We start from the raw sequence: 25599 nt of genomic DNA on the forward strand, positions 1-25599 counted from the left end.
GGAATGCCTTGCCGTTAGCCGGTGATCCGAATCAGCTCAGCTTCGCGTTGCTCGGCGCGCTGCGGGTACAGCGCGCCGGTGCTGCCGTCGAGTTGGGGGCGCCTCGGCAGCGGTCCGTCCTGGTCGCCCTCCTCCTGCGGCCGGACTCCGTCGTCACGGTCGACGAACTGGTCGACGACCTGTGGGGCGACCGGCCGCCCGGCTCGCCAGTCATCACCCTCCGGTCCTACATCTCCCAGCTGCGGAAGCTGTTGGAGCCCGCACGCGACACCCCGACCGTCCTGCTGTCCCAGGCGGGCGGCTACCGGCTGGCGATCGATCCGGACCTCGTCGACCTGGGCCGGGTCAGGCGCCTCCACGAGCTGGCCGGACGGTGCTCGGCCGCGCACCCCGAGCGCGCCCGGGACCACTTGAGGGACGCGTTGTCGCTGTGGCACGGCGAACCGCTGCTCGACCTCCCGGGCCCGTTCCTGCGGCGCGAGCGGGAGCGGCTGTCGGAGTTGCGTCTGACGCTCCTGGAGGAGCGCCTCGCCCTGGACGTCGTTCTCGGCGGACCGGCCGACCACCTCCCCGAGTTGGAGTCCCTCGCCGCCGGTCATCCGTTCCGCGAGCGTCTGCAAGGCCTGCTCATCCGCGCGTTGCACCGTCAGGGCCGTGCGCCGGAGGCGCGCGCGGTCTACGACGCGCTGCACGCCCGGCTCGTGGAGCACCTGGGGATCGAGCCCGGCCCTGAACTCGCCGCCCTGCGTGACGGCCTGGACCCGGACCAACTCCCCCCGGCGTTGCCACACTTCACCGGCCGACAGGAGCACGTCGTCCGCATCGACCGGGCTCTGACCGCGCGGACCGGCCCTGCCCTGCGTCTGGTGTCCGTCACCGGTATGGCGGGGGTCGGGAAGACGGCCCTCGCCGTGCGGGCGGCCCATGCCCTGCGCCCGGCGTTCCCGGACGGCCGGCTGTACGCGGATCTGCGGGGCGCCGACCTGGTGCCCGCCAGTGCGTCCGACATCCTGGCGGACTTCCTGACCGCGCTGGGTGTCCGGCCGTCGGCCGTGCCGAAGGACCTGGCGGGCAGGTCCGCGCTCTTCCGGTCGGCCAGCGCCGGAAGGCGTCTGCTGATCGTCCTGGACAACGCGCGGGACGACGCCCAGGTCCAGCCGCTCCTGCCCGGTTGCCCGGACTGCGCGGTGATGGTCACCAGCCGTACGGTGCTCTACGGCGTGCCGTCGGTCCTGCACGTCGCGCTGGACGTGTTCAGTGAGGACGAGGCGATCGGCCTGCTGGACGCGGTCATCGGGGCGTCCCGCAGATCCGCTCAGAGCGAGCAGGCCGGGCTGTTGGTCGAGGCCTGCGGCCGGCTGCCGCTGGCCGTGCGGATCGCGGCGGCGCAGCTCGCCGCGACCCCTGGCCGGCCGATCGCCGACCTCGTCCGGCGCCTGGCCGACGACCGTGAGGGGATCGGCGCACTCCGTACCCGGGACGTCGCCGTCGAGCAGGTCTTCGAGCTGGGTCACCGGCGGCTCTCCCCGCCACTGGCAACGGCCTTCCGCATGCTGTCCTGGATCGAGCCGGACATCGGCCTGGCGTCGGCAGCCGCGGTCCTGGGGCTGCCGGAGGACCGGGCGGAGCAGCTCGCCGAGTCACTGGTGGACCAGGCGCTGCTGGAGTCCCTGGGCGCCGGACGCTACCGCTTCCACGACCTGGTTCGCGCCTTCGCCCGCCGGACGTCGCGGCGGCACGATCAGGAGGAACGGGCGGCCGCGCACCGGCGGCTGCTGGCCCTGCTGCTCGGCTGCGCCCGGACGGCCTTCGCCCTCGCCGTTCCCGGCGACCCGGTGGCCGACGTGTTCGGCGCGCCGGCTCCCGACCGGGCCGACCACGCCGACCCCGCCGATCGGGCCGCCCTCGCCGGCCGGACCGACGCCGCCGACCGCCCGGTCTTCGCGGATCCGGCGGGCGCCCGCCGGTGGGCGCGGGCCGAGACTCCGGGAGCCGTGGCGCTCGCCGCCGCCGTCGCCACCGACGGCCCCACCGCCGCGACGGCCGAACTACGGCCCGCCGTCGACCTGTTGATCGCCCTCAGCCCGCTCGGTCTCGGCGCCTTCGGCGGCCGGGCGGAGGAGGCGGCCCGGCTCCTGATCGCCGCGGCGGTCTCCTCCGGCGACCGTTTCGCGGAGGGCCGTTCCCGTTTCCTCCTGGGCACGATCCTGCTCTCCCGTGCCAGGCTCGACGAGGCCGACGCGCAGGCCCGGCTGGCCGCACGGGCCTGTCAGGAGGCCGGGGACCCGCCGGTGCTCCGGCAGGCCCTCAACGACCTGGGGCTGATCGCGCAGGCCGAGGGCCGGCACGAGGAGGCGATCGCCGCCTTCGACGAGGCGGCGGCGCTGGCCCGGCGGCTCGGCCACCGTTCGGGTGAGGTCGCCAGCACCGCGAACGCGGCACTGTCCCGGATCCGCAGCGGTCACGCGGCCGGGGCGGTGGAGACCTGTCTCCGTCTCCTCGCCGAACCCGGCGGGACCGCCGACGCCGCAATGACCGCCTATGTGCACTACGTCCTCGGCCTCGCCCACCAGGTGCTGGGCCGGCTCGACGACGCCGCCGCCCGGATGCGGTCCTGCATCGGCTGTGCGAACGCGGCCGGGGATCTCGACCGCGAGTCGGCCGCCCGCAGCCGCCTCGCCGACATCCTGCGCCTGCTGGGTCGGGTCGACGAGGCCGTCCGGGAGGCGGAGCAGGCACTGGGCCTGGCGACGAAAGGTGGGCGACAGCGCGAACGCGCTCTCGCCCACCTGGTGTTGGCCAACACCCTGACCGCTCGCGGCGATCACCGCACCGCGCGGGACCACGAAGCGCAGGCGCGCTTCCTGCTCAGCCGGCTGAGCGCTCCGGAGTCCGCCGATGCGACGCCGCTGCTGACGGCGCTGGCCACGGCCGACGGTGCGGTCACGGGTGCGGGGTGACGATGAGGCCGGTCCCGTTCCACGCGACCTTGCTCGCCAGGCACTGCACGTCCGCCGAGCCACCGCAGGCCCCGGCCGGCGGTGCGGTCGGCGAGCCGTGCCGCGCGGGCCCTCCCCCGGCCGCGACGACCACACCCAGCACTGACACCACGACCACCGCACCGGCGACGACCGCGCGGACAACCACCGTTCGAAACACTTCTGACGCTCCTTGCTCAGGTGGGACAAAGCGTCCGCACCTTCGCAGGAGCCGGTAGACAGCCGGTCAACGCGGCCGGCCGCCGCCGCTGCCCGCCCCGGCGGCGCCGGCCGCCTCAGCGGCCTTCGCGGACCAGGAACGAGCCGGAGTCCCAGCGGAGGCCGGCCGGCCCGCCGGTGGGCCAGTCGTGGCTGAGCCGGCGGCGGTCGCGGCCGAGGGCACCCAGGTCATGGGGGCGCAGGGTGCCGGCGACCAGGCCGGTGGCCTCGGCGGCGGTGAGCGGCATGACCGTCATGTACCGGGAGTCGTCACCGCCCATCCAGTCGACGAACTCGGTGAAGATCCAGACGAACCGCTGCGAGCAGTCCCGGCAGCGCTGCACGTCGACGGAGAAGTGCGAGCCGTCCACGACCTCGGCCTCGTGCTCGAACCTCTCCCGCTGGCCCCGCCACACCGCCTGCGCGTCCTCGCCGTAGCACTGCGCGCAGCCGAACTCCACCATCGGCCTTCTCATCGATCGACTCCCCGTTCCGCTGTTCCGCCCGTTCCCGCAACTGTTCGACGTCCCCGTCGCGGCCCATGATGCCCGCACCGGCGGCGGACGGCAGCGGTACGCCGATCATCGCCCGGAACTCGTCCCGGCCGTGCGGGGGCCGTCGGCATCCCGCCGCACCACCCGGCGGCCGACCGGCCGGCCGGGTGGGGAAACCGACTCCCATGGCCCCTACGCAGGGGCGACGTGCCCTCGGGCCCGGTCGTGCGGCCCCGGGCGGCGCCCCTGTGGCGAGCCCGCCCCCGGACCCGGTGGGGCCGACGGGGCCGGTGGGACGGGAACCCCTGGGGAGGAACAATTCACGGCCCGTTTCCACACCGTTCGTGCCCCTGGGACGGCCCGCCGGCCGTGCGGTTGACGCCCCGATCCCGGTCCGGGCGCGGACCGGTCGGCGGTCAGGCCGGGACCGGGGGCCGCGGGTTGTCGAGCAGCAGGTCGTGGCCGACCTCGGTGAGGGTGTGGCGGACCTGCTTGCCCTGGCGCTGGGTGACGATCAGGCCGGCCCCGCGCAGCGCGGTGGCGTGGGCGGAGGCGGAGGGCGGGGTGACGCCGAGCTGGTGGGCCAGTTCGGTGGTGGAACAGGGGCTGCCCGCGATGGCGCGCAGGACCCGGGCCCGGGCGGGGCCGAGGACGGCGGCGAGGCCGTCGGCGGCCGTGGGCCGGGGCGGCGGCTCGGCCGGTGGGGCGCCGACCGGGTGCATCAGCAGGCTCTGGCGGTCCTGGCCGGCCAGCAGGCCGATGCCGTGCTGGAGGAAGTAGTTGGGCCGCAGTTCCAGGCCCCGGCCGCCCAGGTCGAAGGTGCCCTCCAGGTCGGCGAGGGTGCACTCCAGCACCCCCTCGTCGCGCCAGACCGCGTTCGGGTGCAGCGAGTCGAGCATCGTGCCGAGCCCGGAGCGGGCGACGGTGCGGGACCGGGCGGCGATGTCGGCCTCCAGGGCACGACGGATCTCGGGCCAGTCCGGGGCGAGGCAGGAGCGGAACAGGGCCCAGGCGCCGTCGCTGACCTCGCGCATGCCGCGACTGCCGTCGTCGAGCAACCGGGCGAGGGCGTCGGGGAGTCCGGTCGCGCCGCCGAACGCCGCGAGGTCCTCCTCGACGGCGTGCTGCGGTACGGCTAGGACCGCGTCGAGTTCGTCGGTCAGCTGCCGGCGGACGGCGTCGAGGTCGGCCGCCATGAAGCTGGGGACGCCGAGCGCACTGGCGTTGACGAGGTCGAGGAAGCGTCCGGCCCGGTACGGCACGTTCCGACGGACTCCGCGCCACCAGCGTTCGCTGCGCAGCCCGACGCACTGGTGCACGCCCAGCCGGGCCGCGCCGGCCATCAGGTGGTCGAGCGGTGAGACGACGAACCGGGTCCTCGCGAGGTCAGCGACCCCGAACCTCAGTGTGATCACGAACCCTCCCCCGGCTCCCCGCAGCCGCCGTGACCTGGCGCTCTCTTGACCTTTAGGCCCTGAGGCTAATGCATGGCCACCCGACCGCGGCAGTTGGCATGCTCTCCCGGGTCGGCACGGCGGAGCCCCGTTCCGGCCCCCACCACGAGGGGAGTGGGGGCCGGGGCGCCATCGCCGCGTGTCGGCGGGGGGCACCACCCCGAACGTTCGGCAAACCGAACGCCGCTCCTCGCGCGCCCGTGCCCGTAAGTGCCCGCCCTCGCCCACCCGTGCCCGTCAGTGCTCGGGACGGAGCGCCGGCCCCAGCGCCGGGCGGGGCGCGGCCGGCAGGGCGCGCCCGTCCGCCGGGCTCACCGCGTCGGCCGGGTCCACCGCGTCCGCCGGGCCGGCCAGGTGCAGCCGCTGCTCCGCGCGGTACTGCAGCAGGAGCACCGAGCGGACCGGCTCACCGCCCACGGCGGTGTAGGAGTGCGGCAGCGAGGCGTCGAAGCCGACGTAGTCCCCGGGGCCGAGTTCCAGTTCCCGGCGGCCCGCCCGGACCCGCAGTCGGCCGGCCTGGACGATGGTGTGTTCGGTGCCGATGTGGCCGGCGGAGATCTGGGTGCCGTCGGTGCGCACCTGCTGGTCGTAGACCTCGAACACCACGTCCCCGGACTCGATCCGGCGCAGCGGGCGCAGGTCGACGCCCCGGCCGCTCAGCACCTCCGCGTCGGCCGCCCGCACCACCGTGACCTCCTCGGCGGGCTGCGCCTCCACCAGGTCGGAGATCGGCACGCCCAGCACCCGGGACAGTCCGAGCACGGTCTCCAGGGTCGGGTTGCCGGCCCCCGACTCCAGCTGGGAGAGCGTGGCCTTGCCGATCCCGGCCCGCCGGGACAGCTCGGACAGCGACAGCCCGCGTTGCGCCCGCGCCCGCTTGAGGTTGGCCGCCAGGACGCTGCGGACGCTCGCCTCACCACGAACGGACTCGTCACCGCGAACGGACTCGTCACCGCGCCCGGGGTCCCCGCCCAGGACGGATTCCTCGGCGTCGTTCACGCTGGACCTCTTCTCTCCCGGCACCTGTTCGATATACCGTACGGGACGCATGCCGACGGACGGGGCAGCGTAGCGAAGCGCGTCGCATCCACCACCCTCACCAGGAGACCGTAGTGACCGAGCCCGCCGACACCATCAAGTACCGGAAGAACGGCCTCACCCGCGGCGTCACGGACGAACTCGCGGCGAACATGAAGCAGGGCTGGGCCGACACCGAGCGCACCGCCCTGGAGCCGGTCCCGCAGGCCGCGCACACCGCCCGCCGGCGCGCCGAACTGTCCGCCGCCTTCCCCGGCGAGCTGCTGGTGGTCCCGTCCGGCAACCCCAAGGTGCGGGCCAACGACACCGACTACCCGTTCCGCCCGTCCTCCGACTACGCCTACCTGACGGGCGACCAGTCCCAGGACGCCGTGCTGGTGCTGCGGCCGACCGGGGCGAGCGGCCACGACGCCGTCCTCTACCTGCGCGACCGCTCCGAGGTCGACAACGGCGAGTTCTGGCTGGACACCCACGGCGAGCTGTGGGACGGCCGCCGCAACAGCCTCGCCGAGAGCGAGCAGCTGCTCGGCCTGCCCTGCCGGGACGTCCGCGGCGTGCACGCCGACCTGCGCGCGGCCGACGGCCCGGTGCGGGTGCTGCGCCGCCACGACGCGGGCGTCGAGGCGGCCCTCGACGGCCGGGCGGTCGCCGAGCGGGACGAGGAGTTCGAGACCTTCCTGTCCGGACTGCGCCTGGTGAAGGACGAGTTCGAGGTCGCCGAGCTGCGCTTCGCCTGCGCGGCGACCGCCCGGGGATTCGAGGACGTGGTGCGCGTCCTCGGCACCGACACCGACACGGCGGAGCGGCTGATCGAGGGCACCTTCTTCGTCCGCGCCCGGGTCGAGGGCAACGACGTCGGGTACGGCACGATCGCCGCGGCCGGCCCGCACGCCACCACCATGCACTGGGTGCGCAACGACGGCCACGCCAGGCCGGGCGACCTCCTGCTGCTCGACGCGGGCGTGGAGACCAACCACCTCTACACCGCCGACATCACCCGCACCCTGCCGGTCAGCGGCCGCTTCACCGACCTGCAACGCAAGGTCTACGACGCCGTGTTCGCGGCGCAGGAGGCCGGCATCGCCGCGGTGCGGCCGGGCGCGGACTTCCGCGACTTCCACCGCGCCGCCCAGCGCGAGCTCGCCGAACACCTCACCTCCTGGGGCCTGTTCGGCGACCTGACCGCCGACAAGGTGTACGAGCTGGGCCTGCACCGCCGCTTCACCCTGGCCGGCACCGGCCACATGCTGGGCATCGACGTCCACGACTGCGCCCACTCCCTCACCGAGGTCCACGTGGACGGCCCGCTGAAGCCGGGCATGGTGCTCACCGTCGAGCCGGGCATCTACTTCCAGCAGAACGACCTGACGGTCCCGGAGGAGTACCGCGGCATCGGCGTGCGGATCGAGGACGACATCCTGGTCACCGAGGACGGCAACGAGAACCTTTCCGCTGCCCTCCCCCGCCGCTCGGACGAGGTCGAGGCCTGGCTGGCCGGCCTGCGCGGCTGACGGCGGCGCCGGGCAGCCGTCCGACCGGCGGCGGCCGCCCGGGCCGGGACCGGGACCGGCGGCAGAAGCGCCGACGGGCGGGAGGCGGCAGCGGCCGGGTGCGGGTCAGCTCTCCAGCGGCTTGACCCACCGGCTCCACTGCGGCTCGGGCGCGTACCCGGCGGCCTGCCAGGTGCGGTGGCCGAGCGCGTTGTCGTCCAGCACCATGGCGTCGGCGCGGCGCCCGCCGAGCGCGGCGAAGCGCTCCTCCGCGGCGGCCAGCAGGGCGGCGCCGATGCCGCGGCGGCGGTGCTCGGGGTCGACGGCGAGGCGGTAGAGGTGGCAGCGCCAGCCGTCCCAGCCGGCGATCACGGTGCCGAGGAGGGTCCGCGGGTCGTCGGCCGGGGTGGCGACGATCAGGCACGCGGGGTCGCGGGCGAGCAGCGCGGCCACGCCCGCCTCGTCGTCCGTGATGCTGGCGCCCTTGGCGGCCCGGGCCCAGAGGGCGAGCAGGGCGGGGATCTCGTCGGGGGTGGCGGGGCGCAGGGCGATCTGTTCGGTCATGCGGCCTGTCTAGCAGCGGGCCCGCTGCCGCCACCGGGAATTCCACCCCCCGGACGGCCCGCACCGCGAACGGCGGCGCCGCCCGCCCCGGCCCGTCAGGCGGGCGGAGCGGGCGGCGGCGGCGAAAGCGCAGCGGGAACGCGGCGACCGTCAGAAGTGACGGCCGGCCTCCCGCTCGGACTTCTCGATCTGGTCGATCCGGCGCTGCAGCTGGTCGGCCTGGGCGCGGGCCTTGCGCGCCGCGTCCCGCTCGCCCTCGTGGTCCAGACGGTTGGCCTTCTGACGGAGGTCCTGGACCTGCTGGCGCATCTTGTTGAGGTCAACGGTGATCGAGGCGGCCGCCGCGGGCTGGGCGGTGGCGACCTGGGCGACCGTCGCCAGGGCGCCCCCGGCCAGGGCTGCGGTCAGGACGAGGGCCGGGATGCGTCGACGCATGGTGACTCCTTACGGTGGTGCGGTTTCTCGGACCGGGAATCATCTGACTACCAGTCGGTAACCATGGTGACATGACCATTCGTCACCAATTGCACCGGTGGCGCCCGGGCACCACACCCGCACCGCACCCGCACCGAAACCCCACCGCTGCGGCGCGGGTCGAACGCGCCGGCAGGTCGAACGTGCCGGCGGATCGAACGCCCGTCAGCCGAGCCGCCACACCGTGGTGGTCTTGACGGCGGTGTCCTCCAGGTCGGCGACCACCGGCACCTGGTAGGCCGCGACCGCCGTGAACCGCTCCCGCGGCAGGTAGGCGCGGCCCGGGTCGCCGACGATGACGGTCGCGCCGCGGGCCGCCGCCCGTTCCAGGAACGGCAGGAAGCGGGCGGCCATGGCCCGTTCGTAGAAGACGTCGCCCGCGAGCACCACCTCGGCCGGGGCGCCGTCCCCGTCCACCAGGTCCACCAGGGCGCCCTCCACCCGCACCCCGTTGGCCTCGGCGTTGAGGCCGATCGCGGCCACCGCGTAGGCGTCGATCTCGGCGGCACGCACCGAGGCCGCGCCGCGCAGCGCGGCGGCGACCCCGACCAGTCCTGATCCGGCGGCGACGTCCAGCACCGTGCGGCCCGCCACCAGGTCGGGGTGGTCCAGCACGTAGCGGCTGACGGCCACCCCGCCCGCCCAGGCGAAGGCCCAGAACGGCGGCGGAAGTCCGGCCCGCCCGCGCGCCCGCTCGGTGGTCTCCCAGAGGGCGATGGCGTCCTCGGCCATGTGCAGGCTGATCTCGGACACGAAGGGGACGGGCTTCAGCTCGGTCTCACGCCGGATGAAGGCGAGGTCCTCGGCCGGCTGAATTGTGCGCAGCTCACTCGGCATGTCCCGCAGCATAGGGCCAGACGGGGTGTGCTCAGGCGCGACCGGCCGCCTTCTGGGTGCGGCGGGCCAGGGAGTCGACCACGACGGCGGCCAGCAGCACCGCACCGGTGATCATGAACTGGATGGCGTTGCTCAGGCCCTGGATGTTCATCCCGGACTGGATCGAGCCGATCACCAGCGCACCGAGCAGCGCCGACCAGGTCTTGCCGCGCCCGCCGAAGAGACTGGTGCCGCCGATGACAGCCGCCGCGATGGCGTTCATCAGCAGGTTGCCGCCGCCGGAGGTCTGGCTGGCGGACTGGATCTGCGCGGCCAGGAAGAGGCCGCCGACCGCCGCCATGGTGGAGCAGATGGTGAAGACGGTGATCCGGATCCAGGCCACGTTGATGCCCGCACGCCGGGCGCCCTCGATGTTGCCGCCGAGCGCGAAGACCTGCCGGCCGTAGGTGGTGCGGCGCAGCACGAAGTCCAGCACCACGATGAAGATCAGGAAGATCAGCAGCGCGAGCGGCAGCCCCTTGTACTGGTTGAGCGTGTAGGCGGCGAGGAACGCCACGATGGCCAGCAGGACGGTCCGCAGCACGATGTCGGTCATCGGCCGGGACGGGACGCCCGCGGCCTGCCGCCGGTGGGTGTCGAGCAACTGGGAGAACAGGAACAGCAGGACGCCGACGAGCGCCGCCCCGTACGCCGCGGCCTGCTGGCTGTAGATGGTGCTGTAGAGCCGGGAGACGATGTCCGTGCCGGGGAGGTTGACGGTGCCGGTGCTGCCGAGGATCTGCAGCATCAGACCGTTCCAGCCGAGGTTACCGGCGAGGGTGACCACGAAGGCCGGGACGCCGACCTTGGCGAAGAAGACGCCCTGGATGCAGCCGACCACCGCGCCGCCGACGAGGGCGGTGATCAGCGCGAGGTACTGGTTGACGCCGTCCGAGACGCTCAGGACGGCGTAGATCGCGGCGCACAGACCGCTGACGGAGCCGACCGAGAGGTCGATCTCGCCGAGCAGCAGCACGAAGACCACGCCGATCGCGATCATGCCGGTGCCGACGATCTGCTGGGACAGGTTGGAGAGGTTCTGGGCGGACAGGAAGCTGCTGTTCAGGCTGCCGAACACGGCCCAGATCACGATCAGCGCCAGCACGACCGGCAGCGAGCCGAGTTCACCGCTGCGCAGGCGCCGCCGGAACTCCCCGACGTAGCCCTTGACGCCCTGCTGGCGCACGATCAGGCGCGGGTCGACCGCCGGGGTGGCCTCGGGTGCCACCGGCACCGGCGCGTTGACGCCGCCGGTGGGCATGCTGTCCTCGGGCAGCGGGGTGTGGCGGTGCTCGGGCTCGCCGCCCGGGGTGCCCCCGGGATAGTTCTCGCTCACTCGGAACCCTCCTGGCCACGGGCCTTGCGACGGGTCACGGCGTTGTCCGTGGCACCGGTGATGGCCGAGATGATCTCTTCCTGGTTGGTGTAGTGCTTGTCGAAGACGCCGTTGTTGCGGCCGAGGCGCAGCACCGCGACGGTGTCCGCGACGGCCATCACGTCCGCCATGTTGTGGCTGATCAGGACCACGCCGTGGTCCTGCTCGCGCAGCCGCTCGACCAGGTCGAGCACTTGGGCGGTCTGCTCGACGCCGAGGGCGGCGGTGGGTTCGTCCAGCATCACGACCTTGGGCGAGCCGATCAGCGCGCGGGCGATCGCCACCACCTGGCGCTGACCGCCGGAGAGCGAGGCGACCGGGATCCGCACACTGGGGATGCGGATGGAGAGGGTGTCCAACAGCGTCCGGGAGCGCTTCTCCATCGCGACCTCGTCCAGGATGGTGAAGCGCCGGATCTCGCGGCCGAGGAAGAGGTTCCCGACCACGTCGAGGTTGTCGCAGAGCGCGAGGTCCTGGTAGACCGTCGCGATGCCCAACTGCTGGGCGTCCTGCGGCCGGTGGATGGACACCGGCTTCCCCTGCCACTCGATGACGCCCTCGTCGGGCTGGTGCACGCCGGCGATCGCCTTGACCAGGGTGGACTTGCCGGCGCCGTTGTCGCCGACCAGGGCCACCACCTCGCCGGCGTGCACCTCCAGTTCGATGTCGGTGAGCGCCTGGACGGCGCCGAACCGTTTGGAGACCCCGCGCAGGGCCAGTACGGTCTCACCTGCCACAGTGACCAACTCCCTTGCCCCGCCTCCGTCGTGGAGGCGGGGCCTGTTCGGGTTCCGAGGGGGGACGGCGACTACTGGAGGCCGGCGGCCTGGCAGGCGGCGGCGTAGTCCGGCGTGCAGATCTGGGCGACGGTGTAGAGGCCGTCCTGGACCACGGTGGTCTTGATGTTGTCCTTGTTGACGACGATCGGAGTGATCAGGTTGGCCAGCGTCTTGTTGTTGCTGCCGTTGGTCGCCGTCGTGGGCACCAGGCTGGGCGCCGGGGTCTGACCGGCGGCCAGGGCGACGGCCATCTCGGCGGCCGCGTCGGCCTCCGGCTTGAACGGCTTGTAGATCGTCATGGTCTGGGTGCCGGCCACGATCCGCTGGATGGCGTCGAGCTGGGCGTCCTGCCCGGTGAGCGGGGTGTTGATCCCGGCCGCCTTCTGCGCGGTGGCGATACCGGCGGCCATGCCGTCGTTGGCGGAGTAGATGCCGACCACGTTGGCCGGGCCGATCGCGGTGATGCCCGCCGCGGCCTCCTGGTTGGCCAGGTTCGGGTCCCACTGCGGGGTGTCGTACTCCTTGCCGATCTTCAGCTTGCCGTCGATGGCGCTGTGTGCGCCGGCCTTGAAGTCGGCCGCGTTGGGGTCGGTGGGCGACCCGTTGATCATGATGATCTGGCCCGCGTTGGCCTTGTTGCCGACCGCTGCGACCAGCGCCTGGCCCTGCAACTGGCCGACCTTCTGGTTGTCGAAGGAGACGTACGTATCGACCGGGCCCTGGGCCAGGCGGTCGTAGGCGATCACCTTGACGCCCGCGTCGTGGGCCTTCTGCACCGAGGACTGGATCGACTTGGAGTCGACCGGGTCGAGGATCAGCACCTTGTCGCCCTTGGTGAGGGCGGTGTCGACCTGGGTCTGCTGGGTCGTCGCGTCCTGGTTGGCGTTGTAGTAGTCGATCTGCGCGTCCGGCGCCAGCTCCTTGATCTTCTGCTCGATCAGCGGGCGGTCGAACTGCTCGTAGCGGGTGGTCTTGGTCTCCGGCAGCAGCAGACCGATCCGGACGGCCCCCACGGAGGCGCTGCCGCTCCCGGCGGCCGCAGACGAGCCGCCAGAGCCAGAGGAGGACTGCTTGGCGCTGCCGCAGGATGCCATGCCCAGGCCGACGGAAACCACTGCGGCGACCGCGAGGACGCGGCGAAACCCGATGCTCATGAAGGTGCCTCTCCGGTTGGGTCCACCCCCTTCTCCTCTCCGAGTCTGGGAAGCATGTGCCGCGCCCACGATTCCGGTGGGCCGAAAGGGGTAGCAGGAGTGGCGGCTGGACGCACCCCCGGCCGAACGTCTACATTTCTGTAGACGTCGGAGGCGCGCGGCATCACCCCCCGGACAGCCGCGCGCCTCCGACCTCCTCAGGGCAGCCCGGCCCACGTCCTCGACCCGGGCCCGGGCTCGACTCCGGTCCCGACCCCCGGAGGTTCAGCCCCGCTGGTCCATCACCCGCTTGATCTTCCCGACCGAGCGCTCCAGCGTGTACGGCTCGACCACCTCGACCGCGACCGTGACACCGACCCCGTCCTTCACCGCGCGGACGATCGCCTCCCGCGCCGCGTCCCGCTGCTCGGCCGGCGCATCCGGCCGGGCCTCGACCCGGACGGTCATCCGGTCCAGCCGCCCCTCCCGGGTGAGCCGCAGCTGGAAGTGCGGTGCGACACCCGGGGTGCGCAGCAGGATCTCCTCGATCTGGGTCGGAAAGACGTTCACCCCGCGCAGGATGATCATGTCGTCGCTGCGCCCGGTGACCTTCTCCATCCGCCGGAAGGCCGGGCGCGCGGTGCCCGGCAGCAGCCGGCTGAGGTCGCGGGTGCGGTAGCGGACGATCGGCAGCGCCTCCTTGGTGAGCGAGGTGAAGACCAGTTCCCCACCCTCGCCCTCGGGCAGTACCTCGTCGGTGAACGGGTCGACGACCTCCGGGTAGAAGTGGTCCTCCCAGATGTGCAGTCCGTCCTTGGTCTCCACGCACTCCTGCGCGATGCCCGGGCCGACCACCTCGGAGAGGCCGTAGATGTCCACGGCGTGCAGGTCGAGCCGCTCCTCGATCTCGCGCCGCATCTCCTCTGTCCACGGCTCGGCACCGAAGATGCCCACCTTGAGCGAGGTGCTGCGGGGGTCGATGCCCTGCTTCTCGAACTCGTCGAGCAGGGTGAGCAGGTAGGACGGGGTGACCATGATGATCTCGGGCTCGAAGTCACGGATCAGCTGCACCTGCCGGGCCGTCATGCCCCCGGAGGCCGGGATGACGGTGCAGCCGGCCCGCTCGGCGCCGTAGTGCGCGCCGAGGCCGCCGGTGAACAGCCCGTACCCGTAGGCGATGTGGACCTTGTGGCCGGCCCGGCCGCCGGCCGCGCGGATCGAGCGGGCGACCACGTCGGCCCACATGGAGAGGTCGTTCTCGGTGTAGCCGACCACGGTCGGCAGGCCGGTGGTGCCACTGGAGGCGTGGATCCGGCGGACCCGGTCCATCGGGACGGCGAACATGCCGAAGGGGTAGCCCTCGCGCAGGTCGGCCTTGGTGGTGAAGGGGAAGCGGGCGAGGTCCGCCAGGGTGCGACAGTCCTCGGGGTGGACGCCGGCCGCGTCGAACTTGCGGCGGTAGAGCTCGACGTTGTCGTAGGCGTGCCGCAGGGTGGCCCGCAACCGGGTGAGCTGGTGGGCGCGCAGCTCCTCCGGGCCCATCCGCTCACCGGCGTCCAGGAGTCCGGGCGGGATCGGCTCCCCGAGGTGTCGGCGCGGGACGGGTGCGGTGCCGGTCATCGTCGCTCCTTCGCTGGTCGGCCGATCCGGAGCGGCCTACCGATCGTTCGGTCAGGCATACTCGGGCCCAGTAATCCAGCCTCCGGACCGACTGTCAAGGGATCGCGTCGGAGTTCCGGAACGCGGAACTCCGGACTTCCGGATCCAAGGCCCGGACTCCCGGAATGCGAAGTTCCGACGGATTCGCTCCGGCTTCACCCCGACCCTTGGCTGGCCGATATGAAAATCATTACGGAAGCTTGACTCGTACGCGGCGTCCCCCGGCCCGGCCACATGGTTCAGTAGTGCGGTTTCTCCCCCGCACCCCGGAGTGATCACCGTGCCCACGACTCCTGCCCTGGTCAGCGCGCTGCGCGAACTCGGCGACCGGCCCGCCGTCGTCGCCGACGGGCGCGCGATCAGCGGCATCGGCCTGCTGCTCGGCGTCTCCCCGCCGGGTGGCCTCCCGCGGGCCCTCGCCGAACGCGTCGCCGAACACGCGGCACTCGCCCCCTCCGCCGCCCGCGCCGCCGAGCAGCGACTGCGGTACTGGGCCGGCGTCCTCGGCCCGCCGCCGATCCGGCACACCCTCCTCCACCCCGTCACCGACCTCGCCGTCGACCTCGCCCTCGCCACCCTGCTGGCCGGCGGCACCGTCCACTGCGGCGACCCCGAGCAACCGCCCGAGGAACAGCTCGCCGCCGTCGCCGCCCTCCGCACCACCCACCTCAGCCTGCCCTCCGCCCTGCTCTGGCACCTCAGCCGACCGACCGGCGCCAACGCCGCCGGCGGCGGCGCGGAGCCCGGCGCCCAGGACCGCACCGGCCACGACCCCGCCGGCCACGACCTCAGCGCGCTCCGGCTCGTCCTGCACATCGGCCCCGAACCCCGCCAGGAGGACGTGTACGCCGCCGTCGACGCCCTCGGCGCCGTCCTCGCCCACGTCCGCGCCCCCGACAGCAACGCCGAAGCCGCCGACCGCCGCCTGCGCGCCGCCACCGAAGCCGCCACCGCCGCCGCCTGGAAGCACAGCATCGGCATCACCGCCGAACAGGTCCGCGACTTCGGCGCCCGCCTCGACCGCGCCGTGCTCCTCTCCCTGCTGCTCACCCTCCAGCAGAGCGGCGTCCTCACCGACCCCGGACGCGGGTACTCCGAGGCCGAGGTGCAGGCCACGGCCATGGTCGCCCCCGCCCAGCGCCCCCGCGTCACCCGCTGGCTCGACGCGCTCGCCCGGAACGGCCTGATCACCCGTCACGACGGCGGCGCCCAAGGGCCGCTCTTCCACGGCGGACCGGCCCTCGTCGCCGCCGAGGTCCGCGAATCCTGGCAACCCGTCGTCGAGGCCTGGGCCGACGGACTCGGCCCCGCCGCCCCCCTCGACCGCGTCCGCCGCGGCGCCCTGCGGCTGCCCCGCCTGATCACCGGCGAAGCGGCACCCCACCCCGCCTCCGCACCGGTCCGCTGGTCCACCGCCCGCGGCTACCTCGGCACCGCCCTCGCCACCCTGGTGCGCGCCACCGCCGACGCCCACGACGGACCGGCGCCACTGCGCGTCCTCGAACTCGACCTCGACGGTGTCGACACCACGGTCTCCCGGACCCTCGCCGCCCGCCCCCGCCCGAGCGCCGACCACCACACCACCCCCGACGGCGGGCGCTACGACCTCGTCGTCGCCACCGCGACCCGGCAACCGGACGAGGAAGCCGCGGCACTCGTCCCGCTGCTCTCCCCCGGCGGCCGGCTGCTGCTCACCGCCCCCACCGCCGAACAGCTCGACCTGCTGATCACCGGCCGCACCCGGCGACACCCCTCCGCCCACCCGTCCGGACACTGGCAGGCCGCCCTCACGGCGGCCGGCTGCCCGACCGTCCGCACGCTGCCGGAGGACGGGCACCCGATGGAGCTGCTGGGACAGCGGCTGTTCGTGGCCCGGGTCGACTGAGGCGGCGGCAGGGGCGGCGGCCACGGGGGCCGAGACCGCCGGAGGGACTTGGCGGGCCAGCGGACGGGGGCGCGGCAGGACAGCCCCCGGGCACCGCGGCCATCGGGGCACCGCGGCTACGATCAAGGGCCATGACCGCTCCCGCACGTCTCGCCCGGTCCGCCCGGTCCGCCCGGTCCGCCCGCGGCTCGATCGACTCCCTCCGGTCCATCGGCTCGATCGCCTCGGTGCTGTCGATCGGCTCCATCGGGTCCGTCCTCTCCGTCGGATCGGTCGGGTCCGTGCTGTCGATCGGCTCGGCCGGCTCGGTGCTCTCGGTCGGCAGCCTGCTCTCCGCCGGCTCGGCCGGCTCGGTCTGTTCCGTGCTCAGCGCCCTGTCGGCCGGCTCCCGGCGCAGCCTCGGCTCACTGCTGTCGACGCGTTCCCGCTGGTCCGTGCGGTCCCGACGGCCCGGGCGCGGGCCGCTCGTGGCCGAGCGGTGAAGTCCGGGTCACGCACCGCCACCCGATCCGTACCATTTCGATACCGAAGCATGGGTGAGCTGCAAGGATTCTCGCCGCCCGGGCCGGTCCCCGGGTAGGCTCCGCTTGTCCTCCGGCCCTCGCGCAGGCGGCCCCCTGCCGCCGTGCCGCGTTCCGGGGACGCACCCCCGCGGGCCACTCGGTGGGCACCGCGCACTCGACACCGCGCGCCAGGGCAGTCGCGCGAACGGCGAAGGGCATCGCATTGGCGGATCGGCTCACCGGAGGAGACTCCTCGCTGCTGCGGCGGATCAACGCGGCGGTCACGCTCCGGGCGCTGCGGAACGGCCACTCCGTGACCCTCACTCAGCTCGTCGGTGAAACCGGGCTCTCCCGCCCGACGGTCGAGGGCGTGATCGAGGGCCTGGTCGAGACCGGACTGGTCGCCGAGGTCGAGCAGCCGAAGGAGGACGGCCAGCCGGGCACCGGCCGCCGCGGCCGCCCGGCCCGCTGGTTCCGCTTCCGCGCCGAGGCCGGGCACATCCTCGGCATCGAGATCGGCGTGCACGACATCCGCGTCATCCTCGCCGACCTCACCGGCGACGTGGTGGGCAGTCACTTCAAACCGGTCGACGAGACCCTGGAGGCCGAGGACCGGCTCACCGCCGTCCGGACCGCCGTCGCCGAGGTGCTGCGCAAGGCCGGCATCTCCCGCGACAACCTCTGGGCCGTCGGCATCGGCACCCCCGGCATCGTCGACCGCGAGGGCACCATCCGGCTCGGCACCGCGATGCCCGGCTGGACCGGCCTCGACCTCGGCGCCCGGCTGCGGCGCTCCTTCCGCTGCCCGGTCATGATCGAGAACGACGCCAACCTCGCCGCCATCGCCGAACACTGGCAGGGCTCGGCGCTCGGCGCCGACGACGTCGTCTTCGTGATGGCCGGCCTCAGCCCGGGCGCCGGCTCCCTCATCAACGGCAAGCTGCACCGCGGCTACGGCGGCGCGGCCGGCGAGATCGGCGCCCTGCACCTGCTCGGCCAGGAGGTCACCCCCGAGCGCCTGCTGTCCACCACCGGCAAGCCGCTCAACCCGTTGGACGAGGCCGCCGTCGCCCGCGTCCTGCGGCTGGCCCGGGAGGGCGACGAGGTCGCGAAGGTCGCCATGGACCGCTTCCTCACCCGCCTCGTCCAGGGCGTCGCCGCGCTCGTCCTCGCCATCGACCCGCAGCTCGTGGTCATCGGCGGCTGGGCGGCCGGCCTCGACGGCGTCCTCGACCCCCTTCGCGAACGCCTCTCCCAGTTCACGCTGCGCGCCCCCGAGGTCGCGCTGGCGGCCCTCGGCTCGGAGGTCGTGGCGATGGGCGCCCTGCGCGTCGCCCTGGACCACGTCGAGGAGCAGCTCTTCGCGGTGGACCCGCCCCGGGCCTGACACCGACGGGGGTACGGCGGGGGCGCGGGCGTCCGTGGCCGGCCCTTCCGCCTCCCCCGCCGCCCTGCCGGGGCCCCGAGGACAGGGGCCCCGATCGCGGTGGGCCCAACGGCAAAGGCCCGGACGCCGGTTGGCGCCCGGGCCTCGACCTGAGGGTTTCCGGAAAGTGGTTCAGGGGTGGTGCTTCGGGAGGCCGCACGTCAGGACACGCCGGCTCAGGACGTGGCCCCTCAGGACGCGGGTCCCTCAGGGGCGTGCTCCCTCGGAACGTGCTCCCTCGGAACGTGCTCCCTCGGAACGCGGTGCCTCAGGAGGCGGAGCGGACCTCGGTCGTCCCGGCGACCGGGGTGACCTCGACCAGCCCGGTCTCGCCGAAGGTCAGCTTGCAGGTGTCCGCCCGGTAGGTGGCGACGGCCAGGGCGGCGAGACGGCCACCCGCGGCGTACTGGGTGGTCAGGACCAGCACCGGGGAGCCCGGCGGGCGCTCCAGGAGGGCGGCCTCGGCGGCCTCGGCGACGCCCAGCTCGACCGAGCGCGACTCGCCGTCGACCTCCAGCCGCTCCAGCTGGCGCAGCACCGAACGGGCGCGGTCGCTCTCGGCGCGGAAGCCGGGCAGGTGCGGCAGGGCGGCGGCCGGGACGTGCAGCGACTCGGTCGCCATCGCACGCCCCTCCACCATGCGGACCCGGCGGACGGTGTGCACGGTGGCGCCCTCGGCGATCCCGAGGCCCTTGGCCAGCTGCGCGGTGGCGGGGGCGGTGGTGCAGTCGATCGTCCGCCACGACTGGCTGCGGGCGGTGCCGGGCCAGCCCTCCTCCTGCCGGTTGACCGGGACGCCGACCCGCGGGGCGGCGATCAGGGTGCCGATGCCCCGGCGGCGGACCAGCCGGCCCTCCAGCTCCAGCTGGTCGAGCGCCTGGCGCAGCGTCGCCCGTGCCACGCCGAAGCGGGCGGAGAGGTCGCGCTCGTTGGGAAGGACCTGACCGGTGGAGAACTCCGAGTCGATGGCCCGCAGCAGCACGGTGCGCAGGTGCCAGTACTTCGGCTCCGGCACCGCAGAAAGCTGTCCTGTCGTCCCCACCGCGTCCTCCACCTGTTGTTCTGTCCGCCCTGAGACAAGGAGGGCGGATGCCGGGCCCGCTGTCCGCTGTTGCGGCAGGTGGGAGAGCGGGCTTTATCCGTCCTTCTTTATTAAAGGTCCTTGCAGTAAGCGACCCTAGGTGCTCCGTCCGGAGATGGTCAAGACCAATGGCGCGGCCCGGTGCGACTGTCGCACATATTCATGCCGCGTTCACGACAGCTCCTGTCAGTCGCTGCCGCAATCCGCCGGACCCCGCCACGCCGCGCGTCACGATTCGGGTCGGATACGGCCAGTCGGTAGGCTGCCCGGGTGATCGTGGTGACGAGTGTGAACGTGAACGGAATCCGAGCGGCGGCCAAGAAGGGCCTCGTCGAGTGGCTGGCCAGCACCGAGGCGGACGTGATCTGCCTGCAGGAGGTGCGCTCCGAGCCCGAGCAGCTGCCCGTCGAACTGCGCGACCTCGACGGCTGGCATGCGGTCTGGGCACCGTCCGCCACCAGGGGCCGCGCCGGCGTCGCCGTCCTGTCCCGGCAGGAGCCGCAGCGCACCGCGATCGGATTCGGGTCGAAGGAATTCGACAATTCGGGCAGGTATGTGGAAATCGACCTTCCCGGATTGACCGTCGCCAGCCTCTACCTCCCCTCCGGCGAGGTCGGCACCGAGCGCCAGGACGAAAAGGAACGCTTCATGGCGGAATTCCTCGTCCACCTCACCGCGCTGCGCACCCGCGCCGCCGCCGACGGCCGCGAGGTCGTGGTCTGCGGCGACTGGAACATCGCCCACCGCCCCGAGGACCTCAAGAACTGGAAGGCCAACCAGAAGTCCGCCGGCTTCCTCCCCGAGGAACGCGCCTGGCTCTCCCGCGTCTACGACGAGGCCGGCTACGTCGATGTCGTCCGCGCCCTCCACCCCGACCGCACCGGCCCCTACTCCTGGTGGTCCTACCGCGGCCGCGCCTTCGACAACGACTCCGGCTGGAGGATCGATCTCCTGACGGCCAGTCAGAAACTCGCGGACACCGCCGTCGAGGCCTACGTCGAACGCCCCGCCTCCCATGCCGAACGCTGGAGCGACCACGCACCGGTGACAGTCGTCTTCGACCTCGACCAACTCCTCTAGCGCTGAACCGAGTTTAGGAATCTGGCTTCAACTGCTGCGGTTCGTCGCACGCCCTACCGGAGCCACGATTGCGGCTGCTACTGGCACTGCAACTGCACTATGCGAAAACCCGCTTCCCTGACTGACAGTCAGCTGATGTTCCGGAAACGCCTCGGTTTGTAAAAACCAAGGCCGTCTGGCGGGAGTCGCCTCGCGGCACCGTGACGGCTGCGAGGTGGATGTGGTGCACGACGTGCTGGACCGCTACCCACCGCTACCCCGGCTCGCCCTGCGGTGCCAGGCCGGTGTTCCGGCGATCACCCGGGGCGCCGGCTGCCCGCCAGGATGAACCGCCAGACCCGGGCTCTACGTTCTTTCTGGTAGTGGTCAACAGAGATGAGACGTACGGAAAGTGGTGCGCATGACCCAGCTGGAGCGGAACTGCCCAGCGGCCCTGCTGCTGCTCGGGGGGCCGGTCACGGACACCGCCGCCGCGCTCGCCGCGGCCCGCGGCCCTGCACGCCTGGGACCCGCGGCGGCCGGCGGTCGGACAGCTGCTGGAACACCTGCTGGACCACGGCGACGACGCCCGGGCCAGGTCTCCGCACCAGGGCCGGAACCAGCTCGCACCGTTCGACGACTCGAACGTCATCCCCATCCCGACGGCCCGCATCGAACGCCGACAAGCCGTCACCGGCCTCATCAACGAGTACCACCGAGCAAGCTGACCATCCGACAAACCCCCGACTCACAGCCGGTGAAGCCATTTTGAAGCACTACGGGCCACTCGGCCTGGATGATCTTGCAGTGTTAGGATTTTCAGGTCGGAGTAACTCGCCACAGGCTCCGATGCACCCTCGTTGGACATGAACGGAGAGTGTCGTGCCGAAAACCCACACTACTCCGGCGGGAGAATTTTCGCCGACGTTATTGTCAATAGCTTTGACCGGTCCTCACGGCGTCGGATCGATTTGCCCTTCCTGGCCGGAAGCCCAGCTGATACGCGAACCCCACGAGGTCCGTTCGAGCGATGACGTCCTTTTGTTTTACGGACCCGGCATGACCCAGGAAGTGAGGCGGTTCTCGATCGAGTCGGACGTCGAGCTGCCGCCTGTCACGACTGTGGGCTCCGCTTACGGTCCCGTCCCAGCCGGGCCGTACGGAACGGACGAGTGCCATGGGTAATGACCAGAACGGCTGCGAAGTGTCCCAGCCGGTCGGCGACTGCGTTCTCAGCTCGGTCCAGGCCAGGATCCTGGAGGGCGTTGCGGCCGGCTTCTCCAGCGGGCGACTTTCGAGAGAGTTATACCTCAGTTCGAAGACCATCGACTATCACGTCCGCGTCATGTCCGACAAGCTGCAGGCGCCGAATCGTGTCGCGTTGGTTTCGAGGGCGTTCGTCCTCCAGATTCTGCGAACAGATTCATGGCCCCCGCGCATTGCGTATGAAACTGTGGATTAATGCCCGGCGGTTCGCGAGATCGTAATCCGCACGTTCTGCACGAACTGCATTTTGTGTCATGTTTCCCGGACGTTTACTCTATCTCGCTCCTTCTGGTCAGGTCGGAGGTCAGACGCTGACCGGCCACGAGTGCGCGGGCCAAGCCGTGACCTGGCTCGGCGATCTGCTGCAGCGTGGCGTCGATGTCGGCCGTGGACGTGGTGGTCACGACTGCACCGGCACCGGCGCGACGCCGCCAACCGGCACCTCGTGCCCACCATGATCTGGCGGGAGGTCCGCCGCGTGGCCACCGAGAGGGGGACCTCGTCCTTGCGTGGCAAGGGCATTCCCAAATCGATGGTCGTCAATGTTCCTCCCCTGAATGAACCGGCCAGGTGCCGGGGTCGTCGATGTCTGCTGACGCCGGTGCGGCGTCGAGGCCGGTCAGCAGCCCCACCACGACCCTGGTGATGTTCTGCGCGGTCAGCCCGCAGGCGGCGAGCACCTCGGCCCTGGTGCCATGGCTGAGGAACCGCCTCGGGATGCCGAACTCGCGCAGCGGGGTGTGCACGTCGGCGTCCCGCAGCGCCTGCGCGATCGCGGAACCGACACCACCCGCGCGGCTGTTGTCCTCGACCGTGATCGCGAGCCGGTGGCGGCGGGCCAGGTCGGCCAGCGCGGGGTTGACCGGGGTGACCCATCTCGGGTCCACCACCGTCACCCCGATGCCCTGTGCCCGCCCACCGTCGGCGACGGTGAGCGCGAGCCCGGCCAGCGCACCTACCGCGATGATCAGCACGTCTAGCCGGCCGGAACGGCGCAGCACGTCAATCCCGTTGAACGTGGCGGTGGCGGGCAGGTCCTCACCGGCGGGGCCTTTGGGAAACCGCAGCAGTGTCGGACCTTCGTGCCACGCCACCGCCTCAGCCAGCAGTTCGGCCAGCCTGGTGCCGTCCCGCGGCGCCGCGATCCGCAGCCCCGGCACCACCTGCAGCACCGACAGGTCCCACATGCCGTTGTGGCTCGGCCCGTCGTCGCCGGTCACCCCGGACCGGTCGAGGACGAACGTCACCGGGCGGCGGTGCAGCGCGACGTCCATGAGCAGTTGGTCGAGCGCGCGGTTGACGAACGTGGAGTAGATGGCCACCACCGGGTGCACACCGCCCATGGACAACCCGGCGGCCATCGTGACCGCGTGCTGCTCGGCGATGCCGACGTCGATCACCCGGTGCGGAAACCTGCGCTGCAGCGGCAGGAGCCCGGTCGGCTCGGTCATCGCGGCCGTGATCGCCACGAGGTCGTTGCGCTGCTCGGCCAGTTCGACCAGCTTCTCGCCGAACACCGACGTGAACGACGGGGGCGATACCTTCAGTGCCTGCCCGGTGTACGGGTCCATCGGTTTGACGGCGTGGCCGAGATCGAGGTCATTGGTCTCGGTGTGCCGGTATCCCTTGCCCTTGGCGGTGATCACGTGCACCACCACCGGCCGGCCCAGTGCGACCGCGCGGCGCAGGGAGTCCTGGACGGCGGGGAGGTCGTGACCGTCGACGGGGCCGAGGTAACCGAGCCCGAGTTGTTCGAACACGCCCGGCCCGCGCCCGGCGCGCAGGTCGGCCAGGTGCTCGGCCAGCCCGCCGACGGTCGGCGCGTAGGAGCGTTGGTTGTCGTTGAGCACGATGACGAGCGGCCGCTCCGGCCCGCCCGCGATGTTGTTGAGCGCCTCCCAGGCCATGCCGCCGGTCATCGCGCCGTCGCCGATGATCGCGACGGTCGCCCGGTCGCGTCGGCCGAGGTGGGCGTCCGCCCTGGCCAGCCCGTCCGCGTAGGACAGCGCGGTGGACGCGTGCGAGTTCTCCACCAGGTCGTGCTCGGACTCCTCCCGGCTCGGGTAGCCGGAGAGCCCGCCCGACTTACGCAGCCGGTCGAACCCGGCCTGGCGGCCCGTGAGGATCTTGTGCACGTAGGACTGGTGCCCGGTGTCCCACAGCAACCGGTCCCGCGGGGACTCGAACACCGTGTGCAACGCGATGGTCAGCTCGACCACACCCAGGTTGGGCCCGAGGTGTCCCCCGGCCGCGGAGACCCGCTCGATCAGGAACGCGCGGATCTCCCCGGCGAGGTCGCGCAGCTCCCCGGCGGTCAACTCACGCAGCCGCGCCGGGTCGCGCACGGTTTCCAGCAGCGCCATGTCGAACAGTGCTCCTCACCGGGCGTGGTGGGCGGCCGCGGCCACCCACTCGGTCAGTTCGGGCCGACTGCCCGGCGCGATGCCGGTTCGGCCGACGATCGGTCCCGACCGGTCACGGCGCGTCCGCCACTCCGGTCAGCCGCGTGGGCGGGAAGAACACGATGTCCTCGGTCGCCACCCGTTCCACGGACGTGTCCGCGTAACCCAGTTCGGCGAGCCGGTCGAGCAGCTGGTCGACGAGGATCTCCGGCGCGCTCGCCCCGGCGCTCACGCCGACCGTGCTCACGCCGGCCAGCCACGTGGGGTCGAAGTGCGTCACGTCCGGCACCAGTTCAGCCCTGCCGCCGAGCCTGCGCGCCACCTCGACCATCCGGATCGAGTTGCTGGAGTTGGTCGAACCGACCACCAGCACCAGGTCGCAGCGGTCCACGATGGCCCGGATGCCGTCCTGGCGGTTCTGGCTGGCGTAACAGATGTCGTCGGTGGCGGGCCCGCGCAGGTCGATGAACCTGCGCTGGAGCACGGCGATGATGTCCCTGGTCTCGTCCACCGAGAGCGTGGTCTGGGTGAGGTAGGCGACTGCTGCGTCGGAGGGAAGGTCCAGTGCCTCCGCGTCGGCAACCGTCTCGACGATGATCGTCTGGTCGGGAGCGTGCCCGTAAGTGCCCTCTACCTCCTCGTGGTCCGCGTGCCCGACCAGCAGCAACGTCCGCCCGTCGCGGGCGAACCGGCGGGCCTCCTGGTGCACCTTGGCCACCAGGGGGCAGGTCGCGTCGAGCACGTCCAGCCCGCGTGCCTCCGCGTTCTGCCGCACCTGCGGGGAGACGCCGTGCGCGGAGAAGACACACACCGCGCCCTCCGGTACCTCCTGCTCGGAATCGACGAACCGGACTCCCCGGCGCTGGAACTCGCGCACCACGTAGTGGTTATGCACGATCTCCTTGCGGACGTAGATCGGCGCGCCGTGCTGTTCCAGCGCGAGGTCGATGATGGCTATCGCCCGGCGTACACCGGCACACAAACTCCGTGGCTCGGCCAGCAGGACCCGCTTACCGTCACTCATCCCACTCCGTTCCGTGCCATGACGTTTGCGTTGAAACGCCTGGCCTGCGTTGCCGAACAGGGCATCCACGCCGGTCGGTAGAAACCGGGCCCTTCTGGGGAAGTCTTGTCTGCCGTTTGGTGCCGGCTTAATAGCCGGACTCGAAGTACGGCCTTGGGTGCCGCCCAGCAGCTACCAATCTGCACAGTACTCCAATCCAGTCCTCACACCGTCTCCGTTTGGGGTTTTTCCTAAAGTCGAAGCTGCTCACGCCGCGTCGTTGACACGACCAGGACTGTCCTCCAGGATGGCATCCAATAGCCGCCGCTCAATTTTGGGCGACTCAGGATTCCGGATCGTGAGAGCGGCCCTGCATTTCGAACGAGGCGCTGCTCGTGCCGCAAGCCACGGAATCCGGTCCGGCGATCCTCGTTAAACCAC

21 protein-coding genes are annotated in these 25599 nt (G+C 72.2%); 7 read left to right on the forward strand and 14 right to left on the reverse strand.

The features are described 5' to 3' along the window. Nucleotides 1–8 precede the first annotated feature (8 nt). A complete protein-coding gene (locus tag AB0D10_RS34130; protein WP_360262963.1) occupies nt 9–2960 on the forward strand; it encodes a BTAD domain-containing putative transcriptional regulator in 2952 nt (983 codons plus the stop codon). Here AB0D10_RS34130 and AB0D10_RS34135 read toward each other — a convergent pair. The 4 genes from AB0D10_RS34135 to AB0D10_RS34150 form a co-directional block, all read right to left on the reverse strand. Beyond that, nucleotides 2944–3159 (reverse strand): hypothetical protein, encoded by a 216-nt coding sequence (locus AB0D10_RS34135; protein WP_360262965.1) that lies wholly within the window; start codon nt 3157–3159, stop codon nt 2944–2946. The two genes, AB0D10_RS34130 and AB0D10_RS34135, sit on opposite strands and share 17 nt — an antisense overlap. Nucleotides 3160–3274: 115 nt before the next feature. After that, on the reverse strand, nt 3275–3673 hold the full coding sequence (locus tag AB0D10_RS34140; protein ID WP_360262968.1) for a hypothetical protein: 399 nt from the start codon (nt 3671–3673) through the stop codon (nt 3275–3277). Nucleotides 3674–4107: 434 nt separating this feature from the next. Beyond that, complete coding sequence (locus tag AB0D10_RS34145; RefSeq protein ID WP_360262971.1) at nt 4108–5106, reverse strand: winged helix-turn-helix domain-containing protein; 999 nt, start codon at nt 5104–5106, stop codon at nt 4108–4110. 276 nt (nt 5107–5382) lie between these two features. Continuing rightward, the gene (locus AB0D10_RS34150) at nt 5383–6144 is read right to left on the reverse strand and encodes a helix-turn-helix domain-containing protein (protein ID WP_360262973.1); all 762 of its coding nucleotides are present in this window, start codon (nt 6142–6144) and stop codon (nt 5383–5385) included. Between the two features lie 113 nt (nt 6145–6257). Between AB0D10_RS34150 and AB0D10_RS34155 the strand changes: the two genes are divergently transcribed. Continuing rightward, complete coding sequence (locus AB0D10_RS34155; protein ID WP_360262975.1) at nt 6258–7694, forward strand: aminopeptidase P family protein; 1437 nt, start codon at nt 6258–6260, stop codon at nt 7692–7694. 105 nt (nt 7695–7799) lie between these two features. On the opposite strand, the gene AB0D10_RS34160 is transcribed toward AB0D10_RS34155, so the two are convergent. The 7 genes from AB0D10_RS34160 to paaK form a co-directional block, all read right to left on the reverse strand. Next, on the reverse strand, nt 7800–8237 hold the full coding sequence (locus AB0D10_RS34160) for a GNAT family N-acetyltransferase (protein WP_360262977.1): 438 nt from the start codon (nt 8235–8237) through the stop codon (nt 7800–7802). A gap of 150 nt (nt 8238–8387) precedes the next feature. After that, nucleotides 8388–8672 (reverse strand): hypothetical protein, encoded by a 285-nt coding sequence (locus AB0D10_RS34165; RefSeq protein WP_360262980.1) that lies wholly within the window; start codon nt 8670–8672, stop codon nt 8388–8390. 204 nt (nt 8673–8876) lie between these two features. Beyond that, the gene (locus tag AB0D10_RS34170; protein WP_360262983.1) at nt 8877–9548 is read right to left on the reverse strand and encodes a 50S ribosomal protein L11 methyltransferase; all 672 of its coding nucleotides are present in this window, start codon (nt 9546–9548) and stop codon (nt 8877–8879) included. A gap of 31 nt (nt 9549–9579) precedes the next feature. Next, nucleotides 9580–10848 carry a sugar ABC transporter permease gene (locus AB0D10_RS34175; protein WP_360263057.1) on the reverse strand — a complete coding sequence of 423 codons (1269 nt, stop codon included), beginning with the start codon at nt 10846–10848 and terminating at the stop codon, nt 9580–9582. Nucleotides 10849–10919: 71 nt separating this feature from the next. Further along, the gene (locus AB0D10_RS34180) at nt 10920–11708 is read right to left on the reverse strand and encodes an ATP-binding cassette domain-containing protein (protein WP_360262985.1); all 789 of its coding nucleotides are present in this window, start codon (nt 11706–11708) and stop codon (nt 10920–10922) included. Between the two features lie 62 nt (nt 11709–11770). Continuing rightward, entirely contained in the window at nt 11771–12895 is a 1125-nt protein-coding gene (locus tag AB0D10_RS34185) for a substrate-binding domain-containing protein (RefSeq protein ID WP_360262987.1), read from the reverse strand. 264 nt (nt 12896–13159) lie between these two features. Next, the gene (paaK, locus tag AB0D10_RS34190) at nt 13160–14494 is read right to left on the reverse strand and encodes a phenylacetate--CoA ligase PaaK (RefSeq protein ID WP_360262989.1); all 1335 of its coding nucleotides are present in this window, start codon (nt 14492–14494) and stop codon (nt 13160–13162) included. 319 nt (nt 14495–14813) lie between these two features. On the opposite strand from paaK, the gene AB0D10_RS34195 reads away from it, so the two are divergent. From AB0D10_RS34195 to AB0D10_RS34205, 3 genes are all read left to right on the forward strand, one after another. Next, a complete protein-coding gene (locus tag AB0D10_RS34195; RefSeq protein ID WP_360262991.1) occupies nt 14814–16418 on the forward strand; it encodes a hypothetical protein in 1605 nt (534 codons plus the stop codon). 131 nt (nt 16419–16549) lie between these two features. After that, nucleotides 16550–16900: a hypothetical protein gene (locus tag AB0D10_RS34200; protein WP_360262994.1), complete on the forward strand. Its 351-nt coding sequence runs from the start codon at nt 16550–16552 to the stop codon at nt 16898–16900. Between the two features lie 244 nt (nt 16901–17144). Beyond that, a complete protein-coding gene (locus tag AB0D10_RS34205; protein ID WP_360262997.1) occupies nt 17145–18308 on the forward strand; it encodes an ROK family protein in 1164 nt (387 codons plus the stop codon). 307 nt (nt 18309–18615) lie between these two features. Here the strand turns inward: AB0D10_RS34205 and AB0D10_RS34210 are convergent, their stop codons facing one another. After that, complete coding sequence (locus AB0D10_RS34210; RefSeq protein ID WP_360262999.1) at nt 18616–19389, reverse strand: GntR family transcriptional regulator; 774 nt, start codon at nt 19387–19389, stop codon at nt 18616–18618. A gap of 309 nt (nt 19390–19698) precedes the next feature. Between AB0D10_RS34210 and AB0D10_RS34215 the strand changes: the two genes are divergently transcribed. Further along, complete coding sequence (locus AB0D10_RS34215; RefSeq protein WP_360263001.1) at nt 19699–20508, forward strand: exodeoxyribonuclease III; 810 nt, start codon at nt 19699–19701, stop codon at nt 20506–20508. Nucleotides 20509–21664: 1156 nt separating this feature from the next. After that, nucleotides 21665–21949 carry a LuxR C-terminal-related transcriptional regulator gene (locus AB0D10_RS34220; protein ID WP_360263003.1) on the forward strand — a complete coding sequence of 95 codons (285 nt, stop codon included), beginning with the start codon at nt 21665–21667 and terminating at the stop codon, nt 21947–21949. A gap of 343 nt (nt 21950–22292) precedes the next feature. Here the strand turns inward: AB0D10_RS34220 and AB0D10_RS34225 are convergent, their stop codons facing one another. After that, nucleotides 22293–24116 carry a 1-deoxy-D-xylulose-5-phosphate synthase gene (locus AB0D10_RS34225; protein WP_360263006.1) on the reverse strand — a complete coding sequence of 608 codons (1824 nt, stop codon included), beginning with the start codon at nt 24114–24116 and terminating at the stop codon, nt 22293–22295. Between the two features lie 112 nt (nt 24117–24228). Then, entirely contained in the window at nt 24229–25179 is a 951-nt protein-coding gene (gene ispH / locus AB0D10_RS34230; RefSeq protein WP_360263009.1) for a 4-hydroxy-3-methylbut-2-enyl diphosphate reductase, read from the reverse strand. Between the last annotated feature and the right edge of the window lie 420 nt (nt 25180–25599).

It is taken from the genome of Kitasatospora sp. NPDC048545 (genome assembly GCF_040651155.1).
GTDB lineage: Bacteria > Actinomycetota > Actinomycetes > Streptomycetales > Streptomycetaceae > Kitasatospora.

Excerpts from the sequence above, each read along its gene's own strand:
- AB0D10_RS34160 (WP_360262977.1), bottom strand. The coding sequence starts at position 8,237 with ATGACCGAACAGATCGCCCTGCGCCCCGCCACCCCCGACGAGATCCCC.
- AB0D10_RS34200 (WP_360262994.1), top strand. The coding sequence starts at position 16,550 with ATGACCGCTCCCGCACGTCTCGCCCGGTCCGCCCGGTCCGCCCGGTCC.
- AB0D10_RS34185 (WP_360262987.1), bottom strand. The coding sequence starts at position 12,895 with ATGAGCATCGGGTTTCGCCGCGTCCTCGCGGTCGCCGCAGTGGTTTCC.
- AB0D10_RS34140 (WP_360262968.1), bottom strand. The coding sequence starts at position 3,673 with ATGAGAAGGCCGATGGTGGAGTTCGGCTGCGCGCAGTGCTACGGCGAG.
- AB0D10_RS34220 (WP_360263003.1), top strand. The coding sequence starts at position 21,665 with ATGGGTAATGACCAGAACGGCTGCGAAGTGTCCCAGCCGGTCGGCGAC.
- ispH (WP_360263009.1), bottom strand. The coding sequence starts at position 25,179 with ATGAGTGACGGTAAGCGGGTCCTGCTGGCCGAGCCACGGAGTTTGTGT.
- AB0D10_RS34225 (WP_360263006.1), bottom strand. The coding sequence starts at position 24,116 with ATGGCGCTGCTGGAAACCGTGCGCGACCCGGCGCGGCTGCGTGAGTTG.
- AB0D10_RS34170 (WP_360262983.1), bottom strand. The coding sequence starts at position 9,548 with ATGCCGAGTGAGCTGCGCACAATTCAGCCGGCCGAGGACCTCGCCTTC.
- paaK (WP_360262989.1), bottom strand. The coding sequence starts at position 14,494 with ATGACCGGCACCGCACCCGTCCCGCGCCGACACCTCGGGGAGCCGATC.
- AB0D10_RS34165 (WP_360262980.1), bottom strand. The coding sequence starts at position 8,672 with ATGCGTCGACGCATCCCGGCCCTCGTCCTGACCGCAGCCCTGGCCGGG.
- AB0D10_RS34175 (WP_360263057.1), bottom strand. The coding sequence starts at position 10,848 with ATGCCCACCGGCGGCGTCAACGCGCCGGTGCCGGTGGCACCCGAGGCC.